Below are 19,957 nucleotides of genomic sequence, written 5' to 3' on the forward strand. Positions count from 1 at the left end.
TCACGGCCGCTTGCGTGACCTGTTGCGACTGGCTACATCGCGATCCATTCGACTAGCCTATGATATCGACGCACCGATTCGACCCGAGGTTTTCATGACCGTACGCCTGCACCGCGGCGACCTGCCCGACCTGTCCCGCTACACCGGAGCGGTGGCGATCGACACCGAGACCATGGGGCTGAACCCGCACCGCGACCGGCTCTGCGTGGTGCAGCTCTCGCCCGGCGACGGCAGCGCCGACGTGGTGCAGATCCCCAAGGGCCACACCGACGCGCCGAACCTGAAGGCGCTGCTGGCCAACCCGGCGGTCACGAAGATCTTCCACTTCGCGCGGTTCGATATCGCGGTGCTGTATCAGACCTTCGGCGTCATGACCGGGCCGATTTATTGCACCAAGATTGCCTCCCGCCTGACCCGCACCTACACCGACCGCCACGGCCTCAAGGACCTCGTGCGCGAGGTGCTCAACATCGACCTTTCCAAGCAGCAGCAGTCCAGCGACTGGGGTTCCGATAGCCTGACCGAGCCGCAGCTCGCCTACGCCGCGTCCGATGTGCTGCATCTGCATGCCTTGCGCGAGCGGCTGGATGCCATGCTGGTGCGTGAAGGCCGCAGCCAACTGGCACAGGCCTGCTTCGACTTCCTGCCGACCCGCGCCCTGCTGGACCTCCAGGGCTGGGCGGAAGAGGACATTTTCGCGCATTCCTGAAGGCCCCCGCGCGGCGGTCGGCCCGGGGTTGCCGCCCCGTTTCGGACACTTTCGTAACGGCCTGTCGCCGGCTGCATATTTGGGCGGCGCCGGATAGAATGGGGCGCCCCCTCGACCGGACGCGGTGAGCAATACGTCAGGAGCCAGGCAAGTAGGAACCCAGGTGAACTCGGCCCAGAATCCCACCTACGACGCCGCGCTCGCGGCGAAGTTCGCCAGCGCGGCGCGCCACAGCCGCCTGGTGCGGATTCTGCGCATCGCGGTCCCGGGAGCGGTGCTGCTGTCCATGGCCGCCATCGTCGGCGTCTCGATCTTCAATCCGTTCCGCATGCTGATGCCGAAGCTGCCGCTCGACTCCGGAAATCTGGTGGTGTCGGGCACCAAGATCACGATGGAATCGCCGCACCTCGCCGGTTACACGCCGGACCAGCGGCCCTACGAGCTCTGGGCCAAGACCGCGACGCAGGACATCACCGATCCCGATCATGTCGATCTCAATGACCTCCGTGCGAAAGTGCTGATGGAGGATCAATCGACCCTGTTCCTCGACGCCCGCACCGGCCGCTTCGACAACAAGCAGCAACAGCTCGATCTGCGCAAGGATATCTTCCTGCGCACCTCGACCGGCTACGAGGCCCGGCTGAACTCGGCCTTCGTCGACATGGGCAAGGGCACGGTCTCCTCGGACGAGCGCGTCGACGTCAAGCTCACCAACGGCACGCTGAGCGCGGATCGCCTGCGAATTACCGAAGGCGGCGACGTCATCCGCTTCGAAGGCAATGTGGTGATGCACCTCGACAAGCTGGACGAGCCCGCCGCTAATCAGCCGCCACCACCCGAGCCGGCGCCGACCAAGACACGCACGCCTCAGAACAAGTCTGCCAATTCGAAGTGATTTTCATGATGACCTGTTTTCCGCGCGACGCTGTTGTCAGCAAGGCCGCGCTCGCAATCGGCCTCGCGCTGCTCGTCACCGGTGCGGCCGTTGCGCAGAGCACGATGCAGGGCGTGCCCAATGCGATGCAGGGCTTCTCGCAGAACCGCGATCAGCCGATCCAGATCGAAGCCGCCTCGCTCGAGATGCGCGACAAGAAGAAGGAGGCGACCTTCGCCGGCAATGTGAAGGTCGTGCAGGGCGACACCACCATGACCTCGAAGACGCTGGTGGTGTTTTACGAATCGGGCGGCGGCGACAAGCCGGCCGCGCCGCAGCCCGCGGCGAAAGGCACGAAATCGGCGCCGATGCAGTCGGCGCAGCCGGGTCCGGGCGGCAGCTCCTCGATCAAGCGGCTTGAGGCGCGTGGCAACGTCGTGGTCACCCAGAAAGACCAGGTGGTGACGGGCGAGACCGCCGTGTTCGACACCAAGACCAATCTCATCACTATGCTCGGCGGCTCTGGCGGCCAGGTGGTCCTGACGCAGTGCAAGAACGTGCTGCGCGGTGATCGCTTGATGGTCGACATGACCACCGGCGTGTCCCGCGTGGAATCCGACAACGGACGGGTGCAGGCGCTGCTGCCGCAGGGCGGCAGCAATGATTGCGGCCAGGGGGGCAAACCTGGCGCGGCGCCGCCCTTGCAATTGCCCGGCGCAAGTAAACAAAAGTGAATTCAACAACTTGGATCAGGTGCTCCCGATCCGAGGTTGAAGCTTGGCGAGCGAGCCTGTATCTAGCGCGCAGGGCTTTCGAAGCGGGGTCCGCCGCTTTTGGGGCGTGTTTCACTGGGCATGAGACATCCCTTCACCCATGCTGCGTCAGCAAATCGCTCAGGCTGGTGCGGCAGATCGCGCGGATTTCGTGCAAGGCGACGCGCAATACGACGCGAAAGGCTAGAAGGCGGGGATGGTCGATCTCTTCAGCATGTTCCGTCGGCGCCCCGCCAAGCGCGGCCGGCCAGGATTTGCGCGTCAGGACATCACTGCGCTCGGTGACAGCGTCGGCGGCCTCGTGCCCAGTCCTGTGAGGGACGCGCCGATTGCCCGCGACCAGCCGCGTGCCCCCGACCAGTTCCAAGGCGAGTATAAGGCCGACTATCAGGCCGAGCCGCGCCCGCAGGCGGTTCATCCCGTCCGGACGGCCACGAGGTCCAACGGTGCCGGCGGGCCGCAGCTGTTGAAGCGGCCCGGCTTCCTGGCTGTGCATAGCGTGGAAAAGGCCTTCGGCAGCCGCCAGGTGGTGCGCGGCGTCAGCATCTATGTGCGCCGCGGCGAGGCTGTCGGCCTGCTCGGTCCGAACGGCGCCGGCAAGACCACCGTGTTCTACATGATCACCGGCCTGATCAAGGCCGATCGCGGCGCGATCGAGCTCGACGGCCACGACGTCACCAAGCTGCCGATGTATCAGCGCGCGCGGCTCGGCATCGGCTATCTGCCGCAGGAAGCCTCGATCTTCCGCGGCCTCACCGTCGAGCAGAACATCCGCGCCGTGCTCGAAGTGGTCGAGCCCTCGCGCAAGAAGCGCGAGCAGCAGCTCGACTCGCTGCTCGACGAGTTCAACATCACGCGCCTCAGGAAATCACCGTCGATCGCGCTCTCGGGCGGTGAGCGCCGCCGCGTCGAGATCGCGCGCGCGCTGGCGACACGGCCGAACTATATGCTACTCGACGAGCCCTTCGCCGGCATCGACCCGATCGCGGTCGGCGACATCCAGGATCTCGTCCGCCATCTCACCAACCGCGGCATCGGCGTGCTGATCACCGACCACAACGTCCGCGAGACGCTCGGCCTCACCGACCGTGCCTATATCGTCTATGCCGGGGAAATCTTGACCGAGGGAACTCCGGATGAGATCGTGGCTGATCCGGACGTGCGCCGCCTTTACCTCGGCGAGGAATTCCGCCTCTAGCCCCTTTTTGCGTTTCGTCAAGACGTGTACATCGGGCTCGGACTAGGATAAGCAAAAATCGGACCATTTTTGGGAACGGTTCTTGCTTCATGGCGCTTACGCAGAGATTAGAGTTCCGGCAATCGCAGTCGCTGGTCATGACGCCGCAGCTGATGCAGGCGATCAAGCTGCTGCAACTGTCCAATCTCGATCTCACGACCTTCGTGGAAGAGGAGCTCGAGCGAAACCCGCTGCTGGAACGGGCTAGCGACGAGGCGCCCGCGGGCGAAACTTCGGCCGAGGCCGGCAGTTACGGCGATTCCGAGGGCGGCCAGGGTGATGGTCATGGCGACAGCCAGGGCGAGGACGGCTTCGGGGGCAGCGCGGAAGGCTTCGAGCCGGGCCAGGAAGAATGGATGAGCAAGGATCTCGGCACCCGCGCCGAGATCGAGCAGACCCTGGACACTGGACTCGACAACGTCTTCTCCGAGGAGCCGGCCGAGGCAGCCGCGCGCAACGCCCAGGATGCCGCGCCGACCACCTATACCGAATGGGGCGGCGGCGCCTCCGGTGACGAAGGCTACAATCTCGAAGCTTTTGTCGCGGCCGAGACAACGTTGTCGGACCATCTCGCCGAGCAGCTCTCGGTCGCCTTCACCGCGCCCGCGCAACGCATGATCGGCCAGTACCTGATCGACCTCGTCGACGAGGCCGGATATCTGCCGCCCGACCTTGGCCAGGCCGCCGAGCGTCTCGGCGCGTCGCAAGCCGAGGTCGAAAACGTCCTCGCCGTGCTGCAGAAATTCGATCCACCCGGCGTCTGCGCGCGCTCCTTAAGCGAATGCCTGGCGATCCAGCTGCGCGAGCTCGACCGCTACGACCCCGCGATGCAGGCGCTGGTCGAGCACCTCGATCTGCTCGCCAAGCGCGACATCGCGGCTCTTCGCAAGATCTGCGGCGTCGACGACGAGGACATCGCCGACATGATCGGCGAGATCCGCCGCCTCAATCCCAAGCCCGGCATGAAGTTCGGCTCGGCGCGCCTGCAGACCATGGTGCCCGATGTTTATGTCCGCCCGGGTCCCGACGGCGGCTGGCATGTCGAGCTCAATAGCGACACCTTGCCGCGCGTGCTGGTTAACCAGACCTATTATTCCGAGCTGTCGAAGAAGATCGGCAAGGACGGCGACAAGTCCTATTTCACCGACGCGTTGCAGAACGCGACCTGGCTCGTGCGCGCGCTCGACCAGCGCGCCCGCACCATCCTGAAGGTGGCGACCGAGATCGTGCGCCAGCAGGACGGGTTCTTCACCCACGGCGTCGCGCATTTGCGGCCGCTCAATCTGAAGGCCGTCGCCGACGCCATCCAGATGCACGAATCCACGGTGTCGCGCGTCACCGCCAACAAATACATGGCGACCAACCGCGGCACGTTCGAGCTGAAATATTTCTTCACGGCCTCGATCGCCTCGGCCGACGGGGGCGAAGCGCATTCGGCGGAAGCGGTGCGTCACCACATCAAGCAGCTGATCGATTCGGAGGAGCCCTCCGCGATCCTGTCGGACGACACCATCGTGGAACGCTTGCGCGCCTCGGGCATTGATATTGCCCGCCGCACGGTCGCGAAGTACCGCGAAGCCATGCGCATACCTTCCTCGGTGCAACGCCGCCGCGACAAGCAGAGCGCTCTTGGTAACGTCCTCTCTACCGCATTGTCCGATCGCTCCCGGAATCCCGAACCGGCCTGATTGCGCTGGCGCCAAATCGCGCTACTCTCGATGCCCCATCGAGACCGATCCAAGCTGGGCACCAACCAAGCGAGGCATCACATGACTCTCAGAATCTCGGGAAAGAGCATCAGCGTCGGCGAGGCTCTGCGCGGCCGCGTTGCCGACCGCACCGACGAAGTGCTGCGCAAATATTTCGACGGCAATTATTCCGGCCATATCACGCTGAGCAAGGACGGCTTCGGCTTTCGCACCGATTGCGCCCTGCATCTCGATTCGGGAATCACGCTGGAAGCCGATTCGAACGCCCCGGATGCCTATGCCAGTGCCGACCAGGCGCTGGTGATGATCGAGAAGCGGCTACGGCGCTACAAGAACCGGCTCAAGGACCGCTCCGCGCGCAAGGCCCATGCTGCCTCCGAGGCGATGGCAGCGCTCGACGCCACCAGCTATGTGCTGGAAGCGCCCGGAGAGGGTGAAGAGGAAGTCACCGGCTACAGCCCCGTCATCATCGCCGAGCAAACCACGTCGCTGAAGCGGCTCTCGGTCAGCGAAGCCGTCATGGAACTTGACCTCAGCGGGGCACCCTGCCTGGTATTCCAGCATGGCTCGTCCGGCCGGGTGAACATCATTTACCGCAGGGCGGACGGCAACGTGGGCTGGATCGACCCGCCGGGAGCCAAGGTGGACGGCCAGGCCGGTGGCTAGGCCCGCCAGCCGGCGCCCGCACCATCCCGCCCTTAACAATGACGGGGGCAAAGCCGCACGCAGGAGTTGGCACCGGGATTGCGTTGGAGTAGAAGCCCCCCACATCTGGAACGGGGCTAAGTCCGCCTCCTGCTTCATGTTATTGACGCCGGCCGAGCTTGGTCTATCAAGCCGGCCAAATCGGAACCTGACGGTTTAATTCACCTCGGAAAGCTTCCATGCCGATTACCGATCTGGTCGCACCCGAGGCGATTCTCCCGGCATTGAAAGTCAACAGCAAGAAGCAGGCCCTGCAGGAGCTCGCGGCCAAGGCCGCCGAGCTGACCGGGCAGAACGAGCGCTCGGTGTTCGAGGTGCTGCTGCAACGGGAAAAGCTCGGCACCACCGCGGTCGGCTATGGCGTCGCGATTCCGCACGGCAAGCTGCCCAAGCTGGAGAAGATCTTCGGCCTGTTCGCTCGGCTCGATCGTCCGATCGATTTCGAGGCGATGGACGGCCAGCCGGTCGATCTCGTCTTCCTGTTGCTCGCCCCCGAAGGCGCCGGCGCCGATCACCTCAAGGCGCTCGCCCGTATCGCCCGCCTGCTGCGCGACCAGGACATCGCCAAGAAGCTCCGCGCCTCGCGCGATGCGCAGGCGATCTATTCCGTGCTGGCACTGCCGCCGGCAACGGCGGCGTAACCTTCCGTCCCTCCTGGTAAGGGCCCGATCCTGTCTGGCACCTGATTGTGAGGGCAGCGTCCCGTCATGCCGCCTTGATCTCAAAGGTAGAAGGTACGACAATCCTCCCGCTTGAGACGCACGGCACGTTGGGCGGCGCCAACATCCGCTGAGAGCCGTTCGAAGCTGTGGACTGAGCGGACGTGACTGGGAATGGAATGACGCCGTTGCGCCTCGCGGCCGCGGTGGGAGAACGGCCCTTGGAATCAGGCCTCGACCGGCCGATCCCCGCGGCAGGCGCGCGTGCAAAGGCGCTCGTGGTGCGCGGTGTGGAAAGATCCGCCCTGCGTCAGGCGGTCAGCTCGTGACCAGCGTGCACGATTCCGAAGAGGACGACGGCGCGATCTGGCAAGCGCCCGGCATCGGCGTGGAAAAGCTCGCCAGAAACGTGATGCGCGGCTCGATCACCGTCAACGTGATCGCGTCGATGGGTGTCTTCAACCCCGCGCTGCTTCCCGCAGAATGGAGCTTTGTGCAACAGGCCGTTGCGCTCTTGATGTGGGTCGCCCTGATCTATGCCAGTGCGTTCGTGCGTCCCTGCGTGCGCGTGCAGCCCAATCCCGACTTCATCGCGCTGGTCGCATTCTATGCTCTCGCCGCTGTGTCCGTGCTCTGGACCGGCCTCGCCGCTGTGGCGATCATGAAGAGCGCGGCCCTCGTGATGACGACCTTCGGCGCGTACTGCCTTATCACGCGGGTCGACATCGACGAGATCGTCGGAGCGACGGCGCTGGGGCTCTTCATCTTGGTCGCCGCCTCGGCCCTGTGTGCGGTCTTCGTGCCCGAGATCGGCGTCGATCAGAGCTGGATGCACAACGGCCAGTGGCAAGGGATCTACGAATCGAAGCAGACTCTCGGCTTCATCAGCGCCTACCTGATGTTCTTTGCCTGCTATCAGAAGATGACGGGCCAGGGCTGGATTGTCTTCCTCCTGACGTTTCTCCTGGCATCGACATGCGTCATCGCCTCGGAATCCCGTGGTGCCGGCGCCGTCGCAATTGCCGCCGGTGCACTGCTCGTGACCTCGATGTGGTCGATCCGCTGCATGAAGATCTACGCGGTGCTGCCGGTCGTCATGTGCATCCTGGCTGCGCTGCTGATCCTGTATTTCTATGTCACGGGCTACGATTCCATCCATCTCGGCGAATCCACCATCAATTTGACGGAGCGAACCTTCATTTGGCAGTACGCCATCGGCCATTTCAACGATGCGCCGCTGCTGGGCTTCGGCATCAACGGATTCTGGACGCGACCTGCGATTTACGACTATTTCAACCAGAACCACGGCTGGGTGCTGGACAATTACCATAGCGGCTACATCGCGGTGGCGATGGAGACGGGATTCCTGGGGTACGTGCTGTTCGTGGCGAGCGTCTATCTGTTCTCGGAGAAGGTCCTGTACTTGATCGCGACGCGGTCGATCGACCGTCGCCACTGCGCGCTCATCATCGGATTTGTCGTCCTCAGCTTTCAATCGAATTTCACGGAGACGATGTTCCTTCGCTCCACGATGTTCACCTCGGTGCTGCTCGTCGCATTCTTCTTCGCAGTATGCCGGCCGGTGCCGCAGCAATGATGGGGCAGGCAGGATGAATGCCATCTGCGTCCGCTGGTCGGTAGCTTTCGGCCTCGCCCTGGCGCTGTTCGTGCTTGGGATCTGCTTTCCGGCCGAGGCAGAAGCGCAGGCCCACGCGCCCGCTCCCCCGAAATTGGGGCGCGGCATCAACATCCTCGGCTACGACGGCATCTGGGAGGGAGGCCGGAACGCGCCCTTTCGTCTGGACAACCTCACCGCGATCAGGCGCGCCGGGTTCTCGCACGTCCGGATCAATTTCTTCGGCTTCAAGTTCATGAATGCGGAGAATTCGCTGGATGAGATCGTCTTGAGACGGCTCGATGCCGTGATCGAGGAGGTGCTCGCCCGAAAGCTCATCCCCATCCTGGACGAGCACGACACCCATGTCTGTCAGCGCGACGTCTCCGCGTGCGCCGAGAAGCTGAAAGCGTTCTGGACGCAAATCGCCGGGCGCTATGCCGGAAAATATCCGAGGCTCGTCTTCGAGGTGCTCAATGAGCCGGGCGGGCAGATGACGTCTGCCGCCTGGAACGCCCTTCTGAACGAGTGCCTCGGCATCATCCGCGCCACCAACCCGCGGCGGCCGGTGATCGCTGCGGTTCTCAACGTCGATGACATGCCCGTCGAAGACCTGGCCCTGCCGTCAGATGACCGAAACCTCATCGTCACGTTTCACTATTACGCGCCGATCCGCTTCACCCATCAGGGCGCACCGTGGTCGCCGACGTTCTCGCAAATCGGCCCACTCGACTGGGGCACGCCGGAGGACGAGCAGAAGGCGCACGCCGATTTCGACAAGGTCAGGTCCTGGTCCGAAAAGGAAAAGCGTCCGATCTATCTCGGCGAGTTCGGCGTGTACGAGGCCGCTCCCGCCGAAGCACGGACGAGATATCTGTCGTTCGTGGCGCGAAGCGCGGAGCGGCTCGGCTGGGATTGGGCCTACTGGCAGTTCGACCACGATTTCGCGGCCTTCGACAGCGCGCGCCAAACCTGGAAGCCGGAGATCCTGCGGGCGCTGATCCCGGCGGGGCGTTGAGGCAGGAAAGCTTTCGCTAACGCGGCCGGTGGCACAATCGCTGCCGAGGTCTTCGCCGCATGCGCGACCAGTTAGTCCGAAAGCCGCTCCAGCACGTCGCGCACCAGCCCTTGCAGAAGATCGAGCTTGTAGGCCGTCATCGGCAATGGTTTGGCACCCGAGCTCGCCGCTTTCGCCGCTTCTGCGATCGATGCCGCATTGGCAATCTTGCCACTGAGCTGGGCTTCCACGGCGGTGAGGCGAAGCGGCACGGGCGCAACGCCGCCTGCAGCGAGACGCACGAGTTCGAACTTGCCGCCGGCGATCACGACGCGGGCGCAGAGTTCGACCAGCGGCCATTCCGCATAGGTCCGGCTGATCGCGCGCTTGTAGGAAGCGCGCTCGCCCTCGAGCGGAGCAGGAAGCGCAATGCTCTTGATCATCTCGCCTGCTGCGAGTGTATGATCGGCGTGCGAGATCGAGCCGTCGCCGAGCAGGCCGGCAATCGTCAATCCGCTGCGCCGGTCCGTGGTGATGCTTGCATCATAGGCGAGCAGAGCCGCCGCCATGGTCGAGGGATGCGGCGCGACGCACGGGCCGAGATCGAAGGCAACGCCATAGAGATGATTGCCAGACCGGGCGGGACAGGTGCTGCCGCTTTTCTTCAGGCAATCGATGTCGGCCCGGCGGAAATACCAGCAGCGCGAACGCTGCGCGAGATTGCCGCCAAGCGTTGCGACCTGGCGCACCTGTGGCGTGGCGAGGCCTTGCGCGCTCGCCGCAAGTCCGGGATAGGCAGCGGCGATGCGCGCGTCGGTCGCGATCGTGGCGATGGTGGTCAGCGCGCCGATCCGGGCTGCTCCGTCGGCGTCCCAGGTGATCGTCTTGTCGCCGGTGGCCGAGATATCGATCAGCATTCCCTGCGACACGCCGCTGCGGCGGCGTTCGCTGAAGTCGGTGCCTCCGGCGCGGAATTCAGGCGTGGGCTTGGCAGTGGGCTTGGCGCTCATGACGGCGACACTCATGCTGCATCCCTCCCTTTCAGCGCGGCTACAAGACGATCGGGCCGGAACGGAATTTCAGTCAGTCTCACGCCGATCGCATCGCGGATGGCGTTGGCGATCGCGGGTGAGGTCGGCACGGTGGCGACTTCGCCGATGCCGACGCTGCCGCCCGGCACATGCTCGAAACCGGCCTCGTCGAAATGCACGTCCAGTTTTGGCATGTCGGCAATCCCCGGAATGCGGTAATCCTCCATGCTGCCGCTCAATATGTGGCCGCTCGAGGGATCGGTCTCCCGCGTCTCATAGAGTGCGTAGCCGATGCCCTGGATCACCGCGCCCGCGGCCTGGCTTCGCGCCAGCGTCGGCGCGGCGAGCTTGCCGACCGCGAGACCGGTATAGGCGTTGAGCACGCGCACGTGGCCGAGCCAGGTATCGACCTCGACTTCCATCACCTGCACCGAGCTCGGCACGCCGGCGCCGACCACCATGTGGGTCATCAGACGCAGCACCCAACCGAATACCCGGCCCATGATGCCCGCCTCGTGCAGCGCGGGCCTGACGCCGGGCGGCGGCCTGCCGTCCTCCTGGCGTCTCGCCGACACGGCGATATCAGGGGAAGCCGCGATCATCTCGCGCCATGGCGCGTTCGAGCCCGGAGCGGGTGTGCGAGACGCGGTGCGCTTGATTTCCGCTTTCAGCTTGTCGATGGCGAGCAAGGTCGGCGGCACCACCGAGGCGGTGACGCGGCTGCCGCCGGAGCCCGGTCCGGGCGGCAGGTTGGAGCGGCCGATGCGAACTTCCACATCCTGTGGCTCGAGATCGAATGCCTTCGCGACGGTGTTGGCGATTACGCTGCGCGTGCCCGTGCCGATATCCTGCACCGCGCAGCTTGCCACGATACGGCCGCCCTTGATCGCGAGTTCGACCGAGGAGCCGGTCTGCCAGAGATAGAGCCAGTAGCCGGTGGCGACGCCGACGCCGCGCCGGTAGCGGCCGGTCTGCGAGGCGGCCGGCTTGCGGTTCTTCCAGACGTCGAGGCCGGCAGCCCAATCGTACAATCGCTGGCGGTTGGGATCGGGGTCCCAGAGCTTGCGCAGCTGAATCGGATCGACCTTCATGCGCAGCGCCGCCTCGTCAACCGCCTGCTCCAGCGCAAACGACATCGGCGGACCGCCGGGGCCACGGAACGGCGCCCCGGGCGGCAAATTGCTGAGCACGTCGAAGTCGACGAGCTCTTTTGCCTCGGCCGGATAGATCAGCCGCGCCAGGCCGGCGATCAGCGAGTTCACGGCGGCGCCGGTATCGGCATGGGCGGTGAGCGACAGCGCCTTGAGGCGGCCCTCCGCCGAAGGCAGCAAGGACAGCTTCAGCTCGGCGGCCGGACGATAGCCAGTGACGGAAAGCTCCTCTTCACGATCGAAGGCGACGCGCACCGGCGCCTTCGCGGCGCGCGCAAGCTCGATCGCGGCGATGGTCTCCAGCCCAACGCTGCCCTTGGAGCCGAACCCGCCGCCGACGTGATCGGCGATCACACGCACCTTGTCGTGCGGAAGACCATAACGCTTGGCGATCTTCTCCATGCTCTCGTGAATGGCCTGGGTCGAGATGTCCACTGTGAGCTGATCGCCATCGAACCGGGCCACGGCGGCATGTGGTTCGAGGCTTGCGTGCTGTTGCGTCGAGACGCGGAAGGTCTCCTCGACCAGCAGCGGATTGCGCTGCTGGCGCGCCTCGTCGAGCCAGCTCCTGGCCCGCTTGGCTTTTTGCGAGAATGGCGCCGAAGGCCCGCGCACATTGCCCTTCCACGACACCGGAGCGCCGCCGGCACCCTCGGATACGTTGCCGGCACGCTTACGGTCCTTCTTTTCGAACACGACGGGCGCATCGTCGCGTCGCGCTGCATCGAGCCCGATCACGGCGGGCAAAGGCTCGGGTTTGAAGCTGATCGCGGCGATGGCCTGCAATGCGGTGCGGCGATCCTTGGCCGCGACGGCGGCAATCGGCGCGCCGACGAAGCGGACCATGTTGTCATCGTCGAGCAGCGGAACGACCGCGGCAACACCGGCAATGGCGCGCGCCGGGGCCAGATCAAGGCCGGTGATCCTGGCATGCGCGACGTGCGCGCGCAGGATGACGCCTTCGAGCTGGCCGTCATGGTGGATGTCGACCGTGTAGCGGGCCAGTCCCGTCACCTTGTCGCGGGCTTCCAGCCGCGGCGCGGTGGGATCGATGCCGTCGAAGCGGCCCGAGCATGCTTCGGCGACGGCGCGATAGATGCCTTCATAGGCGCCGCAGCGGCAGAGATGTCCCGATAGCGCGGCGGCGATCTCCTCGCGCGAAGGTGTCGCCGCGCCCCTGGTCGCGCGCCAGCTGTCATGGAAGGCGGCGGCTTCGACGACGAAGCCGGGCGTGCAGAAGCCGCATTGCAGGGCGTCGTGCGCCATGAACGCCTTCTGCACCGGATGCAATCCGGCTGCTCCGACGCCCTCGATGGTCGTCAGCGATTTGCCGGCGGCCGCCTGCGCCGGCAACAGGCAGCTCACGACGGGCGTGCCGTCGAGCAGCACGGTGCAGGCGCCGCAGACGCCGGAGCCGCAGACGAGTTTGGTGCCGGTGAGGCCGCCATCGCGGATCACGTCGATCAGGAGCGCATCCGGATCGTCGGGTAGCGCCAGAGGTCGTCCATTGATGGTCGTGGTGGTCATTTTCGAACTCCCGTTTTGCGGTGGGACTTCTTTGCGGACGGTGCCATCGCGCCGGCGATCAGCATGCGCAGCATGGTCTCGAGCTGCTTCAGGAACGCCTCGACCGGCTGCATGGAAGGAAAAGCGGATTTGGTGCCGTGGATCGCCATCTCGACGCAGCGCGCGAGCTCGCGCACGCTGACGCCGCTTTCGAGGTTAAGCTTTCGGTTGCGGCACACCCGCGCGATCGTGGTTGCGATCTCGTCGGCGAAACGATTGGAATAGCTCTGGTAGAGGTCGCGCGCCTGCGCGAGGTGCTCGGAAAACAGCTCCTCGGTATGGGGCGAGTCCTTGAGCGAAGCGAGCAGCGACTGCATTCGGGCGCCGATCTCGGCGACCAGGATGTCGGCAAGCTCGAGGCCCGCTTCTTCCGCCGCCTTCGCCGCCGCGATTTCGGCGGCGAGCCCCTGCTCGTAGATCCGCTCGAGCACGGCGCGAAACAGCGCCTCCTTGGAGGCGAAGTGATGATAGAGCGCCTGCCGCGTCAGTCCGGCTTCCTCCGCCGCCTGCTCGATCGAGGAGCGGCGGAAGCCGTGGCGCCGGAACACGCGCAAGGCGGCGTCGAGGATCCGGTCCTGAGGAGGGGCCTTGGCCTGCATTTTGTCAGATTTGACAAATCCGAATGGAATGTCAAATCACGGATTGATGACGGTCTCGTGTGCAAGAGCCAAGGCCGCCCCGCGCGCGGGCGGGGACATCGCGTTTGAATTTTGCAGAGGTCGTCATGCCCGGGCTTGTCCCGGGCATCCACGTTCTTTGTGCTGCGTGGATGGCCGGGACAAGCCCGGCCACGACGCCGTGGACACAGTCGGTGCCCTTAGCCACATCTAATATAGGCGACAGCCCTGTCGCACGCGGGCGGGGCCATCGCCGAATTCCCGTTGGCTGGCGATGGCAACGCGAAACCATCACCTCTCAAATGAAAACGGGCACGCCTTCTCGCGAAGGCATGCCCGTCAAAACCCTATTCGTGCGACGCGCGCGCTTTAGTGCACGCTCACTGCTTGCAGCTCGTTGCTCCAGGCGTTGGCGATCGCAGCTTCGCGGCTGTCGGTCAGCATGATCGGCGTGCCGTCGGCGGCGTGGAGCGCGAACAGCTTGAGGCCCGGCGCAATTTTCGGCGCCTCGGGGAACAGGTCCGGCACGTCCTCTGAGCGGATCTGCTTCACATAGGCGATATGGCCTTCGCCCAGGGTTGCCAAGGTCTCCGGAGAGACGTTCTTGGCTTCGTATTCGAACGCAACGTGACCTTCACTCATGGTCTCGACTCCTCTGGAACACTAAGCGGTCGAGTCCGCTACTCGTTCCATTATTCGTGCTCATTGATAGCGATTGTCTTAACGATCCGCTCCGGTTCAGGCCGGGCCAGATCGATCGACAACAGCCCGTTCTTCAGATCCGCACCCAGCACCAGCATCCCCTCTGCCAGCACGAAGGTGCGCTGGAAGTGGCGCGCGGCGATGCCGCGATGGATGTATTGCCGGGTCTTGTCGTCCTGCTGCCGCCCGCGGATCACGAGCTGGTTTTCCTCAATGGTTACATCGAGTTGGTCGCGCGTAAATCCGGCGACCGCCAGCGTGATGCGCAAACGCTCGGGCTGGCCGTCCGTGCGGTCACACCTCTCGATATTGTAGGGAGGATAACCGTCGGCGCCTTTGACGACCCGATCGAGCACGCGCTCGATCTCGTCGAAGCCCAGCAGGAAGGGACTGGAGAGCGTTGGAACACGAGACATAGTTTACAAAGTCCTCGCAGAAAGCGACTTTGGTGCATCAGGGCCCGCGAGCGGCGCCCCTTGATCAGCAATATGGGCATGTTCCCCTGTGGGTTCAAGGACGTAGCGGGGAGCCTGTGGACGGGCCGATTCCACCGTCGATAGGCTCGACATAGCCTCAGCTGCGTCATGGCCGGGCTCGTCCCGGCCATCCACGACCTTGCTCGCGGCACTGAGAACGTGGATGCCCGGGACTAGCCCGGGCATGACGAATTCGCGAGAAATTTCTCCAACAAAAACAAACCCCCTTCTACTGTGCATGGGGTTGTTTTCGCACTTTTGTTGTCTGGCTCTTCGGAAGCCGTCAGGTCTCGATCCGCTTCCGCCCGTCGCCGCTGAACAGATGCAGCTTGGCCCGCACCGCCGCGACACGGATTCTCGCGCCGATGGCGGGGGCTTGGGTTCCGGGAATGCGGACGATGACCTCGCCGGGCGGCAGCTCGCCGGGCGTGGCGGCGACGCGTTGGTCCTCCTGCTCGCGGGAGCCGTAGACGAAGGTCTCGGCGCCGACGCGCTCGATCGCCTCCACGGTGAGCGGCAAGGCGACGCCGCCGGCCGGCGTCTCGTCGGTGATGACGAAATCCTCCGGGCGGATGCCGACGATGCCGGCATCGGCCGCATTGCTGCCGGCGAGCTGCGACCGGATCTCCTCGGGCCGCGTCGACATCAAGTTCATCGGCGGCGCGCCGATGAACGAGGCGACGAAGGTCGTTGCCGGCTTCTCGTAGATCTCAAGCGGATTGCCGACCTGCTCGACTTGGCCGCCATTCATCACCACGAGAATATCGGCGAGCGTCATCGCCTCGAGCTGGTCATGGGTGACGTAGATCGACGTCGTGTTGAGCCGGCGCTGCAATTTGCGGATCTCGACCCGCATCGCGATGCGCAGCTTGGCGTCGAGGTTGGAGAGCGGCTCGTCGAACAAAAACACCTTCGGTTGGCGCACGATGGCGCGGCCCATGGCGACGCGCTGGCGCTGGCCGCCGGAGAGCTGGCGCGGCTTGCGCTCCAGCATGGCGGAGAGCTCGAGCACGCGCGCAGCTTCCTCGACGCGGGTCTTGATCTCGGCCTCGGCCATGCCGCGGTTGCGCAGGCCATAGGCCATGTTGTTGTAGACGCTCATATGCGGATAGAGCGCGTAGTTCTGGAACACCATCGCAATGTCGCGGTCGGCGGGCTCGATCCCGTTGACGACGCGGCCGCCGATGTCGATCTCGCCGCCGGTGACCGTCTCCAGCCCCGCGACCATGCGCAGCAGCGTGGACTTGCCGCAGCCGGAGGGGCCGACCAGCACGCAGAACTGTCCGTCGCCGACATCGACGTCGACGCCCTTGATGGCCTCGAAGCCGCCGGGATAGGTCTTGCGGACGCTGCGCAGGGTGACGTTAGCCATAAGTCTCTACTTCTCCGTCTCGACCAGGCCGCGCACGAACAATTTCTGCATGGCGACGACGACGACCACCGGCGGCAGCATGGCGAGCACGGCGGTTGCCATCACGATCGGCCATTCGGTCAGCGCGTCGGTGGTGGTGATCATCTTGCGGATGCCGATCTGGATGGTCTGCATGTCGTCGCGCGTGGTGATCAACAGCGGCCAGAGATATTGATTCCAGCCGAGAATGAACAGGATCACGAACAGCGCCGCCATGTTGGTGCGCGACAGCGGCAAGAGCGTATCCCAGAAGAAGCGGAAGGGGCCGGCACCGTCGATGCGCGAGGCTTCCAGCAATTCGTCCGGCACGGTCATGAAGAACTGGCGGAACAGCAGTGTCGCGGTGGCCGATGCGATCAGCGGCAGCGACAGGCCGGCATAGCTGTCGAGCATGTGCAGATCGGCGACGATCTTGTAGGTCGGATAGATGCGAACCTCGACCGGTAGCATCAACGTGATGAAGATGAGCCAGAAGATCGACATCCGGAACGGGAAGCGGAAGTATACGATCGCATAGGCCGAGATGATCGAGATCGCGATCTTGCCGACCGCGATCAAGAGCGCCATCACCAGCGAGTTCAGCATCATGTGGCCGACCGGCTCGCGCGTCGAGCCGCTCGTGCCAACGAAGATGGTCTGGTAGTAGGTCTTGAAGAAATGACCGCCGGGCAGCAGCGACATCTGCCCGTTGGCGATCACCGCGTTGTCCTGGGTCGATGCCACGAAGGCGAGATAGACCGGGAAGGCGACGATCGCGATCCCGATCCAGAGGATGATATGGGCAATGTAGCGCCGAAAGCCTTCTTCCTCGACCATCAGTAGGTCACCTTGCGTTCGACGAAGCGGAACTGGATGCCCGTCAGCACGATCACCATGATCATCAGGATCACCGATTGCGCCGCGGAGCTGCCGAGGTTTCCGCCGAGCAGGCCGTCGGTATAGACCTTGTAGACCAGCGTCTCGGTCGACTTGCCCGGACCGCCGCGGGTCATGGTGTCGATGATGCCGAACGTGTCGAAGAAGGCGTAGACGATGTTGACGACCAGGAGGAAGAAGATGGTCGGCGACAGCAGCGGGAAGATCACGGTCCAGAACCTGCGCATCGGGCGGGCGCCGTCGATCGCGGCCGCCTCGATCACGCTTCTGGGGATGCTCTGCAGGCCGGCGAGGAAGAACAGGAAGTTGTAGGAGATCTGTTTCCAGGCGGCGGCCAGGATGATCAGCGCTGCGGCCTGGTCGCCGTCGAGCAGCGGATTCCAGTCGATGCCCAGCGCTCGCAGGTAGCGCGAGAGCACGCCGAGCGAGGGGTGCAGCATGAAGATCCAGAGCACGCCGACCACGGGCGGCGCCACCGCATAGGGCCAGATCAGCAGCGTGCGGTAGAGCATGGAGCCGCGCAACGGCTTGTCCGCCATCACGGCGAGCAGCAGCGCGAACGACAGCGATGAGACCGCGATCGCGAACGAGAAGAAGAAGGTGCGCAGGATCGCCTCGAAATAGGCGCGCTCCCTGAACAGCTCGAGATAATTGTCGAACCAGACGAAGCTGGTCGACAGGCCGAAGGCGTCCTGGAGCAGGAAGGACTGGATCACCGCCTGCAAGGCCGGCCAGTAGAAGAAAATCAGGACGATCGCGAGCTGCGGCGCAACCAGCGCATAGGGCAATAGCTTCGATTGGAAAATGGCTTGCTTTTGCATGATGTCCGCGGGGGCGGCAGGCCGGCTGACCGGCCTGCCGCTTGTCGCCTTACTTCACGGCAGTCTTTTCGAACTGGCGCAGCATGGTGTTGCCGCGCTCCACCGCCGCGTCCAGCGCCTGCTTGGCGGTCTTCTTGCCGGCCAGCGCCTGCTCGATCTCCTCCGCCCAGACGTCACGGAGCTGCACCATGTTGCCGAGGCGCAGGCCGCGCGAATTCTCGGTCGGCTCCTTGTTGGTCAGCTCGAGCAGCGGCGTCTCCAGATAAGGCTGGTCCTTGTAGAAGCCCTCGGCCTTGGCCTTCTCATACGCCGCCTTGGTGATCGGCAGATAGCCCGAGGCCTTGTGGATGTAGACTTGGCGATCGGTGTCCGAGAGGAAGGTGAGGAATTTTGCGACGCCCTTGTACTCGTCGGCCGACTTGCCGCCCATCACCCAGAGCGAGGCACCGCCGATGATCGAGTTCTGCGGCGCGCCCTTGGCGTCCGGATAATAGGGCATCGGCACCGCAGTGAAGGCGAACTTGGCCTGCGCCTTGACGTTGCCGAAGAACGCCGACGAGGTCAGGTAGAGCGGGCATTCGCCCGACGTGAAGCGGCCTTCGCCGGTGTTGGTGCGGCCGGCATAGTCGTAGGTCTTGTCCTTCTGGAGCTCGACCAGGTTTTCGAGATGCTTGACCTGGAGCGGTCCGTTGAAGGAGAGCACGGTGTCGAAGCCGTCGAGGCCGTTGGCCTTGGTCGACAGCGGCACGTTGTGCCAGGCGGACAACTGCTCGAGATTGACCCAGGTGACCCAGGAGTTGGAGAAGCCGCAGGTGGCGTGGCCGTTGGCGCGGAGCTTCTTGGCCGCATCGAAGACTTCCGGCCAGGTCTTCGGAATCTCGACATTGGCCTTCTTCAGCTCGTCGAGGTTGACCCACATCACCGTGGAGGACGAGTTGAACGGGAACGAGAGCATCTCGCCCTTCGAGGTCGAGTAATAGCCGGTGATCGCGGGCAGATAGGCCTTGGGGTCGAACTTCTCGCCGGCGTCCTGCATCAGCTTGTAGACCGGCTTCACGGCGCCGGTCGCCGCCATCATGGTGGCGGTGCCGACCTCGAACACCTGCATGATGTGCGGCGCGTTGCCGGCGCGGAACGCGGCGATGCCGGCGTTCATCGTGTCGGCGTAGTTGCCCTTGTAGGTCGGGATCACCTTGTAGTCGCTCTGCGTGGTGTTGAAGTCGTTGGCGAGCCTGACGATGACGTCGTTGTTGGCGCCGGTCATCGCGTGCCACCACTGGATTTCGGTCACCGCGAGTGCCGGCGAGGTGCCGAGACCAACCGTGAGTGCGACAGCCGTCGCCGCGCCAAAATGTCGAAGAGCCATCAAGAAAACCTCCCTTGCCCGTCACTAAAGAAGCGCTTGCGCTAGCAGCGCCATATGACGTTCACATGACTGTGTAAGCGGGAGAAACGAAAGCAGCAAGCGCGGCCAAATGGGAAGTCGTCAAATAGGCGAAGAGGAAGCGGTCAGCCGACTCCATTCGCGCTGCACATGCGTGCGCGCGCCGCAGTGCGGTATTGGTTGATGTGAAGTATTTAGCCGCGGGCTCAGAAACCTCTCCCGCTTGCGGGAGAGGTCGACGCGTCCGGGCGATGCGAAGCATCGTCCCGCGCGTCGGGTGAGGGCTTTCTCCTCTAGGGGATTGTCCCGTTGCGGCGAGACCCTCTCCCCAGCCCTCCCCCGCAAGCGTAGGGCTATCGCATATGAGCGAGGGCGGAGAGAAGGAAGTCGTTATTCCATCTGGCTTCGAGCATTTTGTGGCTGGTGCGGGCAGGTCCAGGTGTTGCCTGCAGCGTATTGATAGCCAGCTTGCGGATGGCTGCGAGGTTTTCGGCAGCATGGCCTTTCCGGCTGCGGCAAGCGTCCTCGTCGAACAGAACGTCGAGAACCCAGTGCAAATTGTTTTCGATGCCCCAATGAGCGCGCACGGCTTCAAGCAGCTTCTTGGCTGGGAGCGGACGCGATGCCAGGAAGTATCGAGCCGT

The 19,957-nt window shown here is 64.3% G+C and carries 19 protein-coding genes; 9 read left to right on the top strand and 10 right to left on the bottom strand.

All coding sequences use genetic code 11. The features are described 5' to 3' along the window. Positions 1-94: 94 nt before the first annotated feature. From HZZ16_RS34935 to HZZ16_RS34975, 9 genes are all read left to right on the top strand, one after another. Entirely contained in the window at positions 95-709 is a 615-nt protein-coding gene (locus HZZ16_RS34935; protein WP_197955110.1) for a ribonuclease D, read from the top strand. Between the two features lie 163 nt (positions 710-872). Continuing rightward, positions 873-1,604 (top strand): LPS export ABC transporter periplasmic protein LptC, encoded by a 732-nt coding sequence (gene lptC / locus HZZ16_RS34940; RefSeq protein ID WP_197955111.1) that lies wholly within the window; start codon positions 873-875, stop codon positions 1,602-1,604. A gap of 5 nt (positions 1,605-1,609) precedes the next feature. Then, positions 1,610-2,317 (top strand): LptA/OstA family protein, encoded by a 708-nt coding sequence (locus HZZ16_RS34945; protein ID WP_197955113.1) that lies wholly within the window; start codon positions 1,610-1,612, stop codon positions 2,315-2,317. Positions 2,318-2,552: 235 nt separating this feature from the next. After that, positions 2,553-3,554, top strand: a complete 1,002-nt coding sequence (lptB, locus tag HZZ16_RS34950; protein ID WP_197955122.1) for an LPS export ABC transporter ATP-binding protein — start codon at positions 2,553-2,555, stop codon at positions 3,552-3,554. 89 nt (positions 3,555-3,643) lie between these two features. Further along, positions 3,644-5,281 carry an RNA polymerase factor sigma-54 gene (gene rpoN, locus HZZ16_RS34955; RefSeq protein WP_197955124.1) on the top strand — a complete coding sequence of 546 codons (1,638 nt, stop codon included), beginning with the start codon at positions 3,644-3,646 and terminating at the stop codon, positions 5,279-5,281. 81 nt (positions 5,282-5,362) lie between these two features. Beyond that, positions 5,363-5,968 carry a ribosome hibernation-promoting factor, HPF/YfiA family gene (gene hpf, locus HZZ16_RS34960; RefSeq protein WP_197955126.1) on the top strand — a complete coding sequence of 202 codons (606 nt, stop codon included), beginning with the start codon at positions 5,363-5,365 and terminating at the stop codon, positions 5,966-5,968. A 218-nt stretch (positions 5,969-6,186) separates the two neighbouring features. Then, the gene (gene ptsN / locus HZZ16_RS34965) at positions 6,187-6,648 is read left to right on the top strand and encodes a PTS IIA-like nitrogen regulatory protein PtsN (RefSeq protein ID WP_008141251.1); all 462 of its coding nucleotides are present in this window, start codon (positions 6,187-6,189) and stop codon (positions 6,646-6,648) included. Positions 6,649-6,991: 343 nt separating this feature from the next. Then, positions 6,992-8,263 carry an O-antigen ligase family protein gene (locus HZZ16_RS34970; RefSeq protein WP_197955127.1) on the top strand — a complete coding sequence of 424 codons (1,272 nt, stop codon included), beginning with the start codon at positions 6,992-6,994 and terminating at the stop codon, positions 8,261-8,263. A gap of 13 nt (positions 8,264-8,276) precedes the next feature. Continuing rightward, on the top strand, positions 8,277-9,299 hold the full coding sequence (locus HZZ16_RS34975; RefSeq protein WP_197955128.1) for a glycoside hydrolase family 5 protein: 1,023 nt from the start codon (positions 8,277-8,279) through the stop codon (positions 9,297-9,299). 71 nt (positions 9,300-9,370) lie between these two features. Here HZZ16_RS34975 and HZZ16_RS34980 read toward each other — a convergent pair whose 3' ends face one another. From HZZ16_RS34980 to HZZ16_RS35025, 10 genes are all read right to left on the bottom strand, one after another. Then, on the bottom strand, positions 9,371-10,303 hold the full coding sequence (locus tag HZZ16_RS34980) for an FAD binding domain-containing protein (protein ID WP_197955129.1): 933 nt from the start codon (positions 10,301-10,303) through the stop codon (positions 9,371-9,373). Further along, complete coding sequence (locus HZZ16_RS34985; RefSeq protein WP_197955130.1) at positions 10,300-12,987, bottom strand: molybdopterin-dependent oxidoreductase; 2,688 nt, start codon at positions 12,985-12,987, stop codon at positions 10,300-10,302. The genes HZZ16_RS34980 and HZZ16_RS34985 overlap by 4 nt, the downstream gene beginning before the upstream one ends. After that, positions 12,984-13,625: a TetR/AcrR family transcriptional regulator gene (locus tag HZZ16_RS34990; RefSeq protein WP_197955131.1), complete on the bottom strand. Its 642-nt coding sequence runs from the start codon at positions 13,623-13,625 to the stop codon at positions 12,984-12,986. Before HZZ16_RS34990 ends, HZZ16_RS34985 begins: the two co-directional genes overlap by 4 nt. Positions 13,626-14,012: 387 nt before the next feature. Beyond that, positions 14,013-14,285: a BQ00720 family protein gene (locus HZZ16_RS34995; protein ID WP_035704148.1), complete on the bottom strand. Its 273-nt coding sequence runs from the start codon at positions 14,283-14,285 to the stop codon at positions 14,013-14,015. Positions 14,286-14,335: 50 nt separating this feature from the next. Then, positions 14,336-14,761, bottom strand: a complete 426-nt coding sequence (locus HZZ16_RS35000; protein ID WP_024338612.1) for an Hsp20 family protein — start codon at positions 14,759-14,761, stop codon at positions 14,336-14,338. 343 nt (positions 14,762-15,104) lie between these two features. Continuing rightward, the gene (locus tag HZZ16_RS35005; RefSeq protein WP_197955133.1) at positions 15,105-16,193 is read right to left on the bottom strand and encodes a sn-glycerol-3-phosphate import ATP-binding protein UgpC; all 1,089 of its coding nucleotides are present in this window, start codon (positions 16,191-16,193) and stop codon (positions 15,105-15,107) included. Between the two features lie 6 nt (positions 16,194-16,199). Next, complete coding sequence (ugpE, locus tag HZZ16_RS35010) at positions 16,200-17,048, bottom strand: sn-glycerol-3-phosphate ABC transporter permease UgpE (protein ID WP_197955134.1); 849 nt, start codon at positions 17,046-17,048, stop codon at positions 16,200-16,202. Continuing rightward, a complete protein-coding gene (ugpA, locus tag HZZ16_RS35015) occupies positions 17,048-17,929 on the bottom strand; it encodes a sn-glycerol-3-phosphate ABC transporter permease UgpA (RefSeq protein WP_197955139.1) in 882 nt (293 codons plus the stop codon). The genes ugpE and ugpA overlap by 1 nt, the downstream gene beginning before the upstream one ends. A gap of 49 nt (positions 17,930-17,978) precedes the next feature. After that, positions 17,979-19,295, bottom strand: coding sequence for a sn-glycerol-3-phosphate ABC transporter substrate-binding protein UgpB (gene ugpB, locus HZZ16_RS35020; protein ID WP_197955141.1), 1,317 nt, complete (start codon positions 19,293-19,295; stop codon positions 17,979-17,981). A gap of 371 nt (positions 19,296-19,666) precedes the next feature. Beyond that, the coding region (locus HZZ16_RS35025) for an ISAs1 family transposase (protein WP_197946301.1) at positions 19,667-19,957 on the bottom strand (291 nt) is incomplete at its 5' end.

The sequence above is a fragment of the Bradyrhizobium glycinis genome (genome assembly GCF_016031655.1).
GTDB classification, from domain to species: Bacteria; Pseudomonadota; Alphaproteobacteria; order Rhizobiales; family Xanthobacteraceae; genus Bradyrhizobium; species Bradyrhizobium glycinis.

Bases quoted from the DNA above. Each gene is read 5' to 3' on its own strand.
- HZZ16_RS34990 (WP_197955131.1), bottom strand. From the start codon at position 13,625: ATGCAGGCCAAGGCCCCTCCTCAGGACCGGATCCTCGACGCCGCCTTG.
- HZZ16_RS34975 (WP_197955128.1), top strand. From the start codon at position 8,277: ATGAATGCCATCTGCGTCCGCTGGTCGGTAGCTTTCGGCCTCGCCCTG.
- HZZ16_RS34985 (WP_197955130.1), bottom strand. From the start codon at position 12,987: ATGACCACCACGACCATCAATGGACGACCTCTGGCGCTACCCGACGAT.
- HZZ16_RS34980 (WP_197955129.1), bottom strand. From the start codon at position 10,303: ATGAGTGTCGCCGTCATGAGCGCCAAGCCCACTGCCAAGCCCACGCCT.
- ugpA (WP_197955139.1), bottom strand. From the start codon at position 17,929: ATGCAAAAGCAAGCCATTTTCCAATCGAAGCTATTGCCCTATGCGCTG.
- HZZ16_RS34995 (WP_035704148.1), bottom strand. From the start codon at position 14,285: ATGAGTGAAGGTCACGTTGCGTTCGAATACGAAGCCAAGAACGTCTCT.
- HZZ16_RS35000 (WP_024338612.1), bottom strand. From the start codon at position 14,761: ATGTCTCGTGTTCCAACGCTCTCCAGTCCCTTCCTGCTGGGCTTCGAC.
- ugpB (WP_197955141.1), bottom strand. From the start codon at position 19,295: ATGGCTCTTCGACATTTTGGCGCGGCGACGGCTGTCGCACTCACGGTT.
- HZZ16_RS35005 (WP_197955133.1), bottom strand. From the start codon at position 16,193: ATGGCTAACGTCACCCTGCGCAGCGTCCGCAAGACCTATCCCGGCGGC.
- hpf (WP_197955126.1), top strand. From the start codon at position 5,363: ATGACTCTCAGAATCTCGGGAAAGAGCATCAGCGTCGGCGAGGCTCTG.
- HZZ16_RS34945 (WP_197955113.1), top strand. From the start codon at position 1,610: ATGATGACCTGTTTTCCGCGCGACGCTGTTGTCAGCAAGGCCGCGCTC.
- ugpE (WP_197955134.1), bottom strand. From the start codon at position 17,048: ATGGTCGAGGAAGAAGGCTTTCGGCGCTACATTGCCCATATCATCCTC.
- ptsN (WP_008141251.1), top strand. From the start codon at position 6,187: ATGCCGATTACCGATCTGGTCGCACCCGAGGCGATTCTCCCGGCATTG.
- lptB (WP_197955122.1), top strand. From the start codon at position 2,553: ATGGTCGATCTCTTCAGCATGTTCCGTCGGCGCCCCGCCAAGCGCGGC.
- HZZ16_RS34935 (WP_197955110.1), top strand. From the start codon at position 95: ATGACCGTACGCCTGCACCGCGGCGACCTGCCCGACCTGTCCCGCTAC.
- rpoN (WP_197955124.1), top strand. From the start codon at position 3,644: ATGGCGCTTACGCAGAGATTAGAGTTCCGGCAATCGCAGTCGCTGGTC.